This window comes from Pseudactinotalea sp. Z1732 (genome assembly GCF_049724975.1).
Classification (GTDB): domain Bacteria; phylum Actinomycetota; class Actinomycetes; order Actinomycetales; family Beutenbergiaceae; genus CALKWS01.
The window spans coordinates 7,698-19,337 of sequence record NZ_JBMPQC010000023.1 but is presented as its reverse complement, the minus strand read 5'-3'; the positions used below and the strand labels follow the sequence as shown (position 1 = coordinate 19,337).

The window sequence follows — 11,640 nt, the reverse complement described above, 5'->3', positions numbered from 1 at the left end:
GGCCCCGTGGGCCAGATGACCATCGGTGCGGTCTCGTAGCACGAGAGTCGCACAGCTCTCACCTGACTTGGCTCACCGGTCTGGGTTGTGCGGAGTGGCGAGGCTGTGACCTGGGCTAATGCGGTTCGCGAGGGTCGAAAGGGTGCACTAATTCGGGGGTTCTAGAGTGTGCCGATGGGCTACATCCGCACCGTCAAGACCGCCTCGGGGGCCCGGGCGGTCCAGATCGTGCACTCCAAGCGGGGCGGATCGAAGGACATCGAGCATATCGGCTCGGCCCATACCGATACTGACTACGAGATGCTCCTGGCCGCCGCTCGCCAGCGCCTGGCAGCCGGGCAGGGGGAGTTGAACCTGGGCCTGGATGATGCCACCAGCGCCGGGCCGTTGCCGATCACCTCCACCCGTACTGAGCACCTGATCGGGGCCTTGCAGCGCATCTATACCGATCTGGGCTTGGCCCAAGCCGCTGGGGATGATCAGGTGTTCTGGCTGTTGGTGCTGGCGCGATTGATCGAGCCGACCAGTAAGTTGGACTCCTTGCGGGTGATCGCCGAGGCTGGGTTGAGCCCACCGTCGTACTCCACCCTCAAGCGTCGTCTTGGCGGCTATGCCGAACCGGGCTTTCGCCAGGGTCTGGCGGCGGCCTGCGCCGCCCGGGCGGATCTGGGGCCTTCGGCCCTGGTGCTCTATGACGTCAGCACGTTGTTATGCCGATGTCGGCATAACAAGGTTTATGCCGACCTTCTGGTTATGCCGATGTTTGGGGTATCGGCCCAGGTCAGGGCCTTGTCGGTGGCCTGAAAGGTCGGCATAACGACACGCTGATCCTCCAAGGTGTTCGTGTGCTCGGAGGTGGTCGTCGTGTTGCCGGTGATGCCCGTTGTGGCTCGTGGTCCGCTGGAGGGGGTGGTGATGGAGCAGTTGGCGGCCTGGTTGGCAGCGGAGCGGTACTCACGAACGATGGTCCCGCAAGTTCTCGGCGTGGCTCGCGGGTTGAGCGCCTGGATGGACGATCACGATGTGTCGCTGGCAGCGCTGAGCCTTGATGTGCTTGAGGCGTTCCAGGCCAAGTATGCCCCCGGTGTCCCGGGACATGTGATCGTCAAGGTGAGGTCCCCGGCCGTGCGCCGGTTCCTCGTCGAGTGTGGGTACCTGCCCGGTGAGGAGTTGGTACGTAAGCGAGTTCGTGGCCCGAGCGCGAGGGAGGCGCCGCCGTTGGGGTCAGCCGCTGTGGGCGAGTTGGATGCGTGGGGCCGTTGGCAGCGCGAGGCTCGCGGGATCAGCCAGGCATGTATCCATCATCGTCGGGGCTGGGTTGGCGCACTGGTCGACTCACTGCCCGTTGCCGATGAAGTGATCAACTGGAGCGCGTGTGACGTCACGGTCGTGAACGCGTTCATCGTCGACCGTGCGGAAGGCCTCGCGTCGGCTTCGCGTGCCGCGATCGTGGATGCGATGCGGTCGCTGCTGCGGTGGGCGCTGGCGACCGGTCGAATCGAGCGCGACCTGACTGGCGGGATCCTGCGTGCCCGGGCCACACGGGCCATGCTGCCCCGGGGATTGTCGCCCGGGCAGGTCGAAGGTCTGCTGAGCGCGTGCGACCTGGACACGATTGTCGGCCTTCGAGACCGGGCGGTGATCACCACACTGTGGCGGCTCGGGCTACGCGCCGGAGAGGCCGCGACCCTGGGACTCGACGACGTCGATTGGGCCGTCGGACGGGTCAGCGTGATCGGCAAAGGACCGCGGCGGTTGACGCTGCCAGTACCGGTCGATGTCGGCCAGGCGCTGATCGCCTGGCTGCAAGCGCGCCCTGACGCACTGGATCGGGCACTGTTCGTGCGGGTCCGGCCACCGATCCGCGCGTTGAGCAGCGCCGGGATCTCCGACATCGTCAAGCACCGCGCCGAAGCGGCAGGGCTCGGAGTGGTGCATGCGCACCGGCTGCGGCACACCGCAGCGATGAACGTCATCGCAACCGGTGGAAGCCTGATCGAGGCTCAAGAGCTCCTCGGCCACTCCAACGCCGCCAGCACAAGCGTGTACGCCCGGGTCGACCTGGCCTCGCTACGGACACTGACCGTGCCGTTCGGGCAGGTGCCACGATGAGCAGCGATCCGTCCACTCTGTGCCTTCACGACGAGCTCGACACCTACCTTGCTCAGCGTCGCGGGCTGGGGTTCCAGCTCAAGACCAGCGAGTACCTGCTGCGACAGTTCCTCAACTGGCTCCAAGAGCGCGGCAAGAGCGAGACGTTCACGATCGAGGACGCCGTGCAGTGGGCCCGTGAACCTGCTGATGCTGCGCCCGTGTGGTGGTCACAACGGTTGACTGCGGTGCGCCCGTTCGCGGCCTGGCTGAACGCGCGCGGAGCCGACGTCCCGCGAATCCCGCCAGGGCTACTCCCGGCCAGGACGACCAGGCCGGCACCGTTCATCTACTCCCAGGCCGACCTGGACCACCTGCTGACGGCGTGCCCGCTGTTCTTCCCCGACGTGCGGGTGGCGACGACGATGTCCACGATCATCGGCCTGCTCGCTGCCACCGGGCTGCGCATCGGGGAGGCTCTCCGGTTGAGAGTCAACGACCTCGAGGTGGCCGAGAACCTGTTGCAGGTTCATGGCACCAAGACCCCGCTGGACCGGCTCATCCCGCTGCACCCGTCAACGACAGCAGCGCTGGTCGAGTACTTGAGCATGCCCGAGCGCCTGGCCACCGGTCCGTCACCGACCGGGCCGATCTTCGTCAACAACCGTGGCAGCGGCTTCGTCCTCGAAACGATCGAGCAGCACTTTGGTGCTCTGGTCGACGCCCTCGAGCTGGTCCCGACCGGACAGCGCCGTCCTCGCCTGCACGACCTCCGCCACACCTTCGCCACCGGGCACATGATCGCCGCGTACACCCACAGCACCAACCCCGCCCGAACCCTCGGGCTGCTCTCAACCTGGCTCGGGCACACCGGCCCGGAACACACCTACTGGTACCTCAGCGCCGTCCCGGACCTGCTCGCCGCCGCAGCCGGACGCCTCGAGGCGACCAGCCCGAAAGGAGACCTGTCATGAACGCCCTGGCCATCGAGCTGCAAACGTACTTCACCACCTTCGCCCACGCCCAACGGAACCTGTCCGGGCACACCATCAGCACCTACCGGGACACCTGGCGGATGCTCATCACCTTCCTCGCCGCCAGGACTGGCACCAGAATCGAGCGCATCGACATCGGTGACATCGACGCCGAGAACGTCACCGCGTTCCTTGACTACCTCGAGGATGAGCGCGGCAACAGCACTGCCACCCGCAACACCCGCCTGTCCGGGATCCGGGCCGTGCTCGCCCACGCCCTACCCGCTCACCTCGAGCACGCTGGCACGATCACCCGCGTGCTGGCGATCCCACCCAAACGCCATCCCAAACCGATGCTCGAGTTCCTCACTCCCGCAGAGTCCGACGCCCTGATCGCCGCGCCCGACCGCACCCGGTGGACCGGCCGGCGCGACCATGCCCTGCTGGTCCTGGCGATCCAAACCGGGCTACGCATCAGCGAACTGACCTCGCTGACCTACGCCGACATCAGGCTCGGTGTCGGCGCGAATGTCACCTGCACCGGCAAGGGCCGGCGCACCCGATCGACGCCGCTGACCTCGACCACCGTCGCGGTCATGACCGGCTACCTCGCCGAACGGCGCGCCCGCCCCGGTGAGGCGCTCTTCTGTGGACCCCGCGGCCAGCACCTCTCACCCGATGCCCTCGAACACCGCCTCAAGATCCACGTCGCGACAGCAGCCGCCGAGTGCGTCAGCATCGCGGACAAGCACGTCACGATGCACACCCTGCGGCACACCGCCGCGATGACCCTGCTCACCCACGGCGTCGACATCTCCGTGATCGCTCTCTGGCTCGGACACCAACACACCCAGTCCACCGACGCCTACCTGCACGCCGACATGGCCATCAAGCAAGCCGCGATCGACCGCACCCGCCCGCCGAACACCGACCCCGGCACCTACCAGCCCGAACCCGACATCCTCGCCTGGCTCGCGACCCTATGAATATGCCGACCTTTCAGGCCACCGACAAGGCCCTGACCTGGGCCGATACCCCAAACATCGGCATAACCAGAAGGTCGGCATAAACGTTGTTATGCCGATGTCGGCATAACAACGTGGTCACGTCATACAGACACAGCGAGACGTCTCCGCTGGCCAACGCGTGGGTGAAGCACAACTCGGCGACCTGGTCGCGGTAGGTGCCCTGGTATGCCCGGGTCAGGGTGCGGCGCATCGTCTTGTCACTGGCCGGCCGTCGCCCCAGATCAGCAAGGACCCGTCCGGTGTCCCGGATCGATGTCGGCTCCACGATCCGAGCGATCACCAGGTCACGAAACACCGGGTCACCCAGGGCCTCAAAACCCAGATCGGCGAATACCGCCGCCAGCGCATCGAACAGCACCCGCGAGGAGGTTCCCACCACCCGCGGCGCGGCGACCGTGGCCCGCTCACGACTCGGTGAGCCGGGGGCCTCAAAGAGGCTCGCCTCACCGGCCGGACCGATCAGTGGCGTCCTGGGCGCCAACGGCTCGACCCCCAACTCAAACTCCCCCTGCGCCGGGTTCTGCAACAGTTGCCGCGCCCGCTCGATCAGCAAGCCAAGTTCGGCTTCGGTATGCGCCGAACCCACGTGCGCGATGATGCGCCGCCGACCGTTCACGGACTCGGCGATCTGCACGGCCGTCGCCCCCGAAGCCGTCGGGACCCGCCGAATCCACGCCATACCGCCCACAGTAGGGCACCAATTAGTGCCTCAAAACGGCAACCAACTCACCCATCACCGCAGGTCAGCGCGGTCCATCACCACTCAGCCGAACCCGGTGACCAAACTCAGGTTGCACACGGTCCTTGACGTCGCCGGTGAGCAGGACGTGCACAGTGCGTGATCGCGCGGCCAGGATGACCGTCGCGTTACGCCCGATGATCACCCCGCCCTCCTCGGCGTAGCGCCACACGGTGTCGTTGTTGTCGGCGACGAGGTCACGTTTCTCCTTCTGCGTCGTGACGACGTCCCGCCCCTCGAAGCCCCCGTAGGCCCCGCCCATCGCCGAGAAGACCTCGGCCAGGGTCGCCCGGTTCTTCAGCGATCCGGCATCGGTACCACCCTCGATCTCCTCGGAACTGAAGGCCTGCTCGTGGTACGGCAGTCCGAGCCGCTCGGCCACGACCTTTCCTATGGCCTCGGCTCCGGCGCCGTACTGTCCCCAGATGGTCACGACCGGTCGTGGACTGGTGTCGTCGGCACCACCCCGGCCACTCTCAGCAGCTGAGTGCGTGGACATATCAACCTCCCCGTCGAGTCCGTCCACAATAGCCCGCCCATGTGATGTGGGTCTCATTCTGGGTGGGATGTTGGGTCGCGCCGTTGGGGGTGGGTCCGGACAATCCGGGCAGGGCGGCGCGGAGGGCAGGCTGAGAAGGCGGTCAGCCCGTGACCGAAGGCGCACCGGGCCCCGGTCGTGTCGGGCGGTGGCAGCGACTCGAAGAGTCCAGCCGCACCCCGCGCCGGGACCACAACGCGGTTTGCTCCTCGGTGTGCACCGCGGCGATACGAAACCCATCCCACTTCTTCTCATACCGAGTCCGCCCGGGTAGGGCGGCAGGGGAGGGGATGGCATCAGATGCCCTGGCCAGGCTGAGATCGACCGTGCCCACAGCCCGGAACTTCTCTGCTGCCATGAGCTCCTCGCCTTCCTCCCGCTAAACAACGTGGGGTGTGATGGCCCCTTGACGTAGAGCCATCGAGCGCCATGCCCACGGGCTGAGCGCTGGTGTGGTGGCGCTCCTTCGCCGGGGTGAGCCGCTCAGTGGTTGAAACGGACGAGCACCTTTCCGGGCGTGCCGTCCCCCTTGGCCAAGGCCTGGAACGCCGAGTCTGCTTCACTCGGGGAAACCTCTCGACTGATGAGCAACGGCATCTCCTCGCCCGCCCGCGAAACGTAGTCGGCCGCATCAAGGAAGTCTTGGGCGGAGTAAGTGAAACTGCCCACCAGGGACCGTTCGTCGGTGCTGATTCCGAACGCATCCAACGTGAGGGAAGGGCTGCCCATGCCGACGAGGCAGACCCTTCCGCCGCGGCTGGTGACAGAGAGCGCGTCGGCAACGGTTTGGTCGGTGCCGACCGCATCGAAGGTAACGGCGATCGGCCCGCCCAGACCATCGAGTGCGCCCCGGAGAGGCTCGGTGTGGGGATCCAGCGCGCGGGCGCCGAGTCGCTCGACGAGATCCCGGCGGGCGGGATCCACCTCGCTCACATAGATCTGCTCGACGCCCGCCATTTTTAGCGCGAGCACCAGGGCCTGACCGATTGGGCCGCCCCCGATGACGAGGGAGCGGGTGTCGGATTCTGCCAGCACCCTCCGCACGGCGTGGACGCCGACCGCAAGCGGTTCGACCAGAGCCCCGTGCTCGATTGGGACGTCGGGGGCCAAGGGCACGATGTTGCGGCTTGGAATGATCACGTACGTCGCAAAGGCCGCGGGCACAGAAGTTCTGACGCCGATGACGTAGCGATCCGGGCAGTGTTGCTCCCGGCCCCGGTATTCCTCGGCTTGTCCGAGTGGTACGACGAGGGGGTTGAACGTCACCGGCTGGTTGAGGCGCAACCCGCATTTCTCGCTATCGGGCCCGATCTGGTCGATCCATCCGGAGGCTTCGTGGCCCATCACCTGTCCGGGAAACCGCCTCCCGTTCTCGCCCGTGTAGCCATGGATATCCGAGCCGCAGATCCCGGTGACGGCCACCCGGACTCGAACTTCGCCGGGCCCCGGCGTGGGTTTGACGTCGTCCGTGACGACGAGCCGACCGATCTCTTCAAGGACCAGCGAAATCATTACTTTCCTTTCAATACATCACTCAGATAGGACTGCACCACTTTGGGGGCGGACCTATGAGCCCGCACCGAAGATCTCCCATTGGCCTTGGACTTCACCGGCACGGATCACCTGCGCCCGCCGGAGCATGGCAAACGCCATGCAGACGTGGTTGGGAATAATCTCCAACCGGGTGCCAACCGGTAGCGGCTGCGGTTCTCCGTCTCCGTACCAGCGCAACCAGCCGTGCTCTTCCGAGACACGTTCGATCACCCATCCCGGCGCGTTGACGATGATGCCGTGCCCGGGGTACTGCTCGCGGAGGGCTGCTGCCGGCAGCAGGTCAGCGGAGAGCGCTTTGGAACCCCCGTCGATATACGCACGGCCGGGTTCAGGATGACCGGTGACGGTGGCGATCACCCGCACCGCCACGGTCTCCGGCGACGCATTCCCGAGCGCCACTTGACCCGAATCGTTGAAGGCATATATCCCCGGGCGGACCTGGGTGACTCCGGGGACGGTCGCGCAGACCCGGGCGCTCGCGGAGGCGCCCATGGAGACGATGGGAAGGTCTATTCCCAACTGACGGATACGTTCGGCAGTCGCCACCATCTCCTGTGCAACGGCCCGGGATCGACGTGCCACGTCGGCAGCGTTCCGCGCTTCATATACCGTGCCCTCGTGCGTGTAGATTCCAACTAGGTCGATACCGTCCAACGGAGCGACACGCTTTGCCAGGTCTGGCGCAGCCTCGGGAGCGACCCCCTCGCGATGTAGCCCGCTGTCGATCGCCATCATGACTTTGATGCTGGCTCCACGAGAGGCGAAGAAGTGCGCGAGCGCCTCAGCCCCCGCGAAGGTGTCAACAGCGAGTGTCAGTTCACAACCGGTGGTCAACCGCAGGCAGCGGCGGAATTTGCTATCATCGGCCGCCGGGTTGGCGATGAAGATCGAGTCAACACCGACAGTTGCGAATCCCTCTGCTTCGGCCACACTTGCGACCGTGAGGCCGGACGCTCCCCGTTGGACCTGTCGGATCCCGACTGCGCCAATGCGGTGGGTCTTGGCGTGCGGGACTAGGGAGACCCCGGATTCCTTGCTGATCGCCGCCATCTCATCGAGGTTGTGGTCGAGGATATCGAGATCCAGCAGCAGCGCCGGAGTAGGGACATCGATCGCTAGCCAATCCACCTCAGGTACCTGGGTGCGAAACGTCATCGACTTCATCCTTTCTGCGCCCGGACGGCGACGGTTAGCGGCGCGCGGGGGCGATGGGCTCGGGCATACCGAGGGCAACTGACGCGTTCGTCGCCTGTTGCTGCAGCACGGCTGCGATCTCGTCCTCATCAGTTTCGCCAAGGTCGATGAGCGTCTGCGGCACCGAGCAACTCATCGCGGCAACGGCGCGTCCGTTGGCGTCGCGGATGGGTACGGCGACGCAGAACACCCCGGGGGAGTACTCACCGTGATCGGTGGCGTAGCCGCAGCGGTGCACTGTACCCAGATGCTCGATGAGTTCATCGCCCGACGTGATGGTCTCCTCGGTGTACCCTTCGAGGGTTTCGCCAGCGAAGCGGTCGAGGAGTTGTTGCGCCGGAAGTTCGGCAAGCAACACTTTGCCGATGGCGGTGACGTAGGCGGGCAGCCTGCCGCCCACTTCGGAGACGAGCCGCAGCGGACGAGTCCCTTCGACCTTGTCGATGTACACGATGTCGAGATCGTCCAGGATCCCGAGTTGGATGGTCTCGCCCAACGTACGCTGCGCTGCGAGCAGGTACTGCCGAGTCCTGATCGTGACTTCGCGGCTGCGCTTGAAGCGCTGCCCGGCTTCCCAGATCTTGACGCCGACGAAATAGCGCTTCGTCTCATCGTCGAAGACGAGCCAACGTGAGGCGACTACTGTCCGGAGCAGTCCGTGGAGGCTGCTCTGGGGGATGTCGAGGATGTCACCGAGTTCACTGAACGTCACTCCGTCCGGACGCCTGGCCACTGCTTCGAGTATTTCCAAGGTCCGGCGTGCTGATTTCACTCCTCCGCTCATTGCGACCCCCTGAGTACGCGTCCGGTGCGTATTCCGGTCACCTTCCCGTTCTTCAACGCGAATCGACCATTGACGAGCACGTGCTCGATCCCCGTTGCGGGCCGGCGGGGACTCACATAAGTGGCTTCGGCGCTCACCGCTGCGGGATCGAATATCACGATATCGGCCTTGTATCCCGGGGCGATCTTGCCTCTATCTCTGAGCCGGAGTCGTTGGGCCGGAGAGTGCGTCATGTGCCGGATGGCCTCGGGAAGACTGAGGACTCGTTCCTCGCGGACATAGGTGTGCAGGACCCGGGGGAAGGTCCCCCAGGAACGGGGATGCGGACGATCGCCCACGAGGATTCCGTCACTCCCGACCATGTGGCGTGGATGCTGCATGAGGGCGCGCACGTGCTCCTCGATGCCCACGAACATGACACAGGAGGCTCCGAGTTCGGTTGCGACAAGAATGTCCAGGCAGAGTTCAGCGGGTCTGATCCCGGTTTTGGCGGCGGCCGCCCCCAGGGACTCTGCCGTCACCCACTCGTACTCCGGAGCATTCGGTGTGGAGGAGAGATGGATATTCGACCAGTTAATGGTCAGGCCCTGATGCCCGTCAGACCCGGTGACGTCGAGAGCGGTGATGATCTCTTCGCGGCTGCCCGGGTCACGGAGCCGCTCGATCTGTTCACCGATCCCGCCGCGCTGGGCCCAACCGGGTAGTTGTGAACTCAACGTCGTCATCGCCGCCAGGTAGGGGTAACTGTCGAAACTGAGGTCTACCCCGTCCGCAATCGCATCATCGAACAGCCGAAGCAGTTCAGGTAGGTTTCCTCGGTTCACATCGAAGGAGAGGTGGGCATGGGCGAAGTGCAGGGCGACGCCGGAGTGTTTGGCGATGTCGATGCACTCCGCATATGCCTCGAGGGCTTCCGGACCGTAATTGCGGTGGTGGGGGCAGAAGTAGCCACCGTGCTCGGCGACGACGCGGCATAGTTCCACCAGTTCGGCGGTTGTGGAGTACATACCCGGCACGTAGGTCAGGCCGGCGGAGAGGCCGACTGCGCCGTCCTCGAGCCCCTGTCGAAGTAGTGCCGCCATCTGTGCGACCTCGGTCGGCGTCGCCGCACGCGCCGCATCGCCCATGACGAGCATCCGCAGCGTCCCGTGCGGTACGAGATAGGCCGTGTTGACAGCGGTATCGTCGTCAAGCCGGTCTAAGTAGTCAGCGACGCTGCGCCAACTCCAGTCCAGGTCCGTGGGGTCGTCGTTCCATCCCCTGATACGTTTGCGCAACGCACGCAGCACCTCATCGGAGACGGGTGCGTAACTCAGCCCGTCCTGTCCGAGGACCTCCAGCGTGACTCCCTGGGAGAGTTTCGCCTCATGATCAGGGTTGGCCAGGATCTGGATATCCGAGTGCGAGTGCATGTCGATAAAGCCAGGAGCGAGCGCAAGGCCGCCTAGGTCGTAGGTCTCCGCGTTCTCGACGACGATTCCCGGCCGCACTCCGGTGATGCTGTCGCCGTCGATCCTCACATCGGCTGTAAAGGCGTCCCGGGCCGTGCCGTCCAGGACAGACGCATTTCGAAAGATGATGGTCTGGTCCTCAGTCATGTGCACCCTCCGCCGCTATGGCTACGCGACAACCTGTTCGTGCGCTCTGGTAGATCGCGTCCGATGCCTCGACCACATGGACGGCCAGAGCGCCAGACATGCCAGTGGGCGCGTCGTAGCCGCGCGCGCAATCGATGAGCACTTTCGTCGGTGCGCCCGCGTCGTAGAGTCCGCTGGCCTGCTCAGGTGTGAAGTCGGTGACATTGCCGTTGGCCTGGACCATCCGAGCGGCATCGGACACGGAGTCGATCGCGAGTTGTGCCTTCGACCCGTATATGCGCAGCAACCATTGCGGGCGTGCGAGATAGGGATGGGTGGAGGCGCAACTCAGGCTCGCCGAGCCCCCGTGCTCGAAGCTGAAGTTCGTGGTGGCGTGCAGATCGATGTCGACTCCCGGCGGGAATGTGTGGGCGTCGACCGAAGCGAACCGCTTCCCGGTGATCCAATGCACGAGACCCAGTTGGTGCGACATCGAAACCGCGACGGCGCCGCCCCCTGACGTGGCGGCGTCGGTGTAGGTGCGTGATTCGGAGACGTCCGCAGCGCCCCAACCGCCATCCGTGCCGCCACTGAGTAAGGCACGGGTGTTGACATCCAGATGGCAATCGACCAGTTCGACATCGCCGATCTCGCCTGAGGCGACGAGGGATCGTGCCAGTTCGAACGTCGGGGCCGCTACCCACCCGAACCCCACTAGGAGGTCTCGTCCGGCTTCTTGCGCCGCTAGGTGCATGCGTCGAGCACTAGCGGAGTCCACCGCAAAGGGCTTCTCGACGAGCACATGGGAGCCGGCTCTCAGCGCGGCTGTGACCTGCTCCTCATGGGCAACCGGAGGGCTGGAGACGATCGCGATGGACGGAGCGTTCTTCAGGGCGTCGCGCCAGTCCGAGGACCAATGTGGTATAGCGAATTCCTCCGCGAGTTCGCGGGCTCGGTCAGCACTCTGGCTTGTGACCATCGTGACGTCGACTTGTGAATCTCCCCGCAGGGCGGGAAGGTGACTGGATCGTGACCAGGCCCCGGCGCTGATGACGGCGGCGGTGATCTCCCCGCTCATTTGTCGTGTCCTGCCGCTAGTGCACCGACGACGTGCCGTTGGAAGATCAGGGTGAGCAGGACCGGTGGGATCAGGGTGAGCAC

10 protein-coding genes and 1 pseudogene are annotated in these 11,640 nt (G+C 65.3%); 4 read left to right on the top strand and 7 right to left on the bottom strand.

Annotated elements, in window-relative coordinates:
- Positions 1–174 precede the first annotated feature (174 nt).
- Genes ACPL7H_RS18735 through ACPL7H_RS18720 form a run of 4 tightly spaced genes read left to right on the top strand, consistent with a single transcriptional unit; the run spans position 175 to position 4,051 of the window.
- On the top strand, positions 175–804 hold the full coding sequence (locus ACPL7H_RS18735) for a hypothetical protein (RefSeq protein WP_424798088.1): 630 nt from the start codon (positions 175–177) through the stop codon (positions 802–804).
- 39 nt (positions 805–843) lie between these two features.
- Positions 844–2,112, top strand: a complete 1,269-nt coding sequence (locus ACPL7H_RS18730) for a tyrosine-type recombinase/integrase (protein ID WP_424798260.1) — start codon at positions 844–846, stop codon at positions 2,110–2,112.
- A complete protein-coding gene (locus ACPL7H_RS18725) occupies positions 2,109–3,065 on the top strand; it encodes a tyrosine-type recombinase/integrase (protein WP_424798259.1) in 957 nt (318 codons plus the stop codon). Before ACPL7H_RS18730 ends, ACPL7H_RS18725 begins: the two co-directional genes overlap by 4 nt.
- On the top strand, positions 3,062–4,051 hold the full coding sequence (locus ACPL7H_RS18720) for a tyrosine-type recombinase/integrase (RefSeq protein WP_424798258.1): 990 nt from the start codon (positions 3,062–3,064) through the stop codon (positions 4,049–4,051). Before ACPL7H_RS18725 ends, ACPL7H_RS18720 begins: the two co-directional genes overlap by 4 nt.
- A gap of 109 nt (positions 4,052–4,160) precedes the next feature.
- On the opposite strand, the pseudogene ACPL7H_RS18715 reads toward ACPL7H_RS18720, so the two are convergent.
- The 7 genes and pseudogenes from ACPL7H_RS18715 to ACPL7H_RS18685 all read right to left on the bottom strand — a co-directional run.
- Positions 4,161–4,772: pseudogene (locus ACPL7H_RS18715) on the bottom strand (IS1634 family transposase); the annotation flags it as partial.
- 64 nt (positions 4,773–4,836) lie between these two features.
- Positions 4,837–5,331, bottom strand: coding sequence for a cytidylate kinase family protein (locus tag ACPL7H_RS18710; protein WP_424798257.1), 495 nt, complete (start codon positions 5,329–5,331; stop codon positions 4,837–4,839).
- A gap of 522 nt (positions 5,332–5,853) precedes the next feature.
- Complete coding sequence (locus ACPL7H_RS18705; RefSeq protein WP_424798256.1) at positions 5,854–6,882, bottom strand: zinc-dependent alcohol dehydrogenase; 1,029 nt, start codon at positions 6,880–6,882, stop codon at positions 5,854–5,856.
- Between the two features lie 54 nt (positions 6,883–6,936).
- Complete coding sequence (locus ACPL7H_RS18700) at positions 6,937–8,079, bottom strand: alanine racemase (protein WP_424798255.1); 1,143 nt, start codon at positions 8,077–8,079, stop codon at positions 6,937–6,939.
- A gap of 34 nt (positions 8,080–8,113) precedes the next feature.
- Positions 8,114–8,890, bottom strand: coding sequence for an IclR family transcriptional regulator (locus tag ACPL7H_RS18695; RefSeq protein ID WP_424798254.1), 777 nt, complete (start codon positions 8,888–8,890; stop codon positions 8,114–8,116).
- Positions 8,891–8,898: 8 nt separating this feature from the next.
- Entirely contained in the window at positions 8,899–10,500 is a 1,602-nt protein-coding gene (locus ACPL7H_RS18690) for an N-acyl-D-amino-acid deacylase family protein (protein WP_424798253.1), read from the bottom strand.
- On the bottom strand, positions 10,493–11,557 hold the full coding sequence (locus tag ACPL7H_RS18685) for a Gfo/Idh/MocA family protein (RefSeq protein ID WP_424798252.1): 1,065 nt from the start codon (positions 11,555–11,557) through the stop codon (positions 10,493–10,495). Before ACPL7H_RS18685 ends, ACPL7H_RS18690 begins: the two co-directional genes overlap by 8 nt.
- Positions 11,558–11,640: the final 83 nt, after the last annotated feature.

Bases quoted from the DNA above. Each gene is read 5' to 3' on its own strand.
- ACPL7H_RS18710 (WP_424798257.1), bottom strand. From the start codon at position 5,331: ATGTCCACGCACTCAGCTGCTGAGAGTGGCCGGGGTGGTGCCGACGAC.
- ACPL7H_RS18690 (WP_424798253.1), bottom strand. From the start codon at position 10,500: ATGACTGAGGACCAGACCATCATCTTTCGAAATGCGTCTGTCCTGGAC.
- ACPL7H_RS18735 (WP_424798088.1), top strand. From the start codon at position 175: ATGGGCTACATCCGCACCGTCAAGACCGCCTCGGGGGCCCGGGCGGTC.
- ACPL7H_RS18700 (WP_424798255.1), bottom strand. From the start codon at position 8,079: ATGACGTTTCGCACCCAGGTACCTGAGGTGGATTGGCTAGCGATCGAT.
- ACPL7H_RS18705 (WP_424798256.1), bottom strand. From the start codon at position 6,882: ATGATTTCGCTGGTCCTTGAAGAGATCGGTCGGCTCGTCGTCACGGAC.
- ACPL7H_RS18685 (WP_424798252.1), bottom strand. From the start codon at position 11,557: ATGAGCGGGGAGATCACCGCCGCCGTCATCAGCGCCGGGGCCTGGTCA.
- ACPL7H_RS18725 (WP_424798259.1), top strand. From the start codon at position 2,109: ATGAGCAGCGATCCGTCCACTCTGTGCCTTCACGACGAGCTCGACACC.
- ACPL7H_RS18720 (WP_424798258.1), top strand. From the start codon at position 3,062: ATGAACGCCCTGGCCATCGAGCTGCAAACGTACTTCACCACCTTCGCC.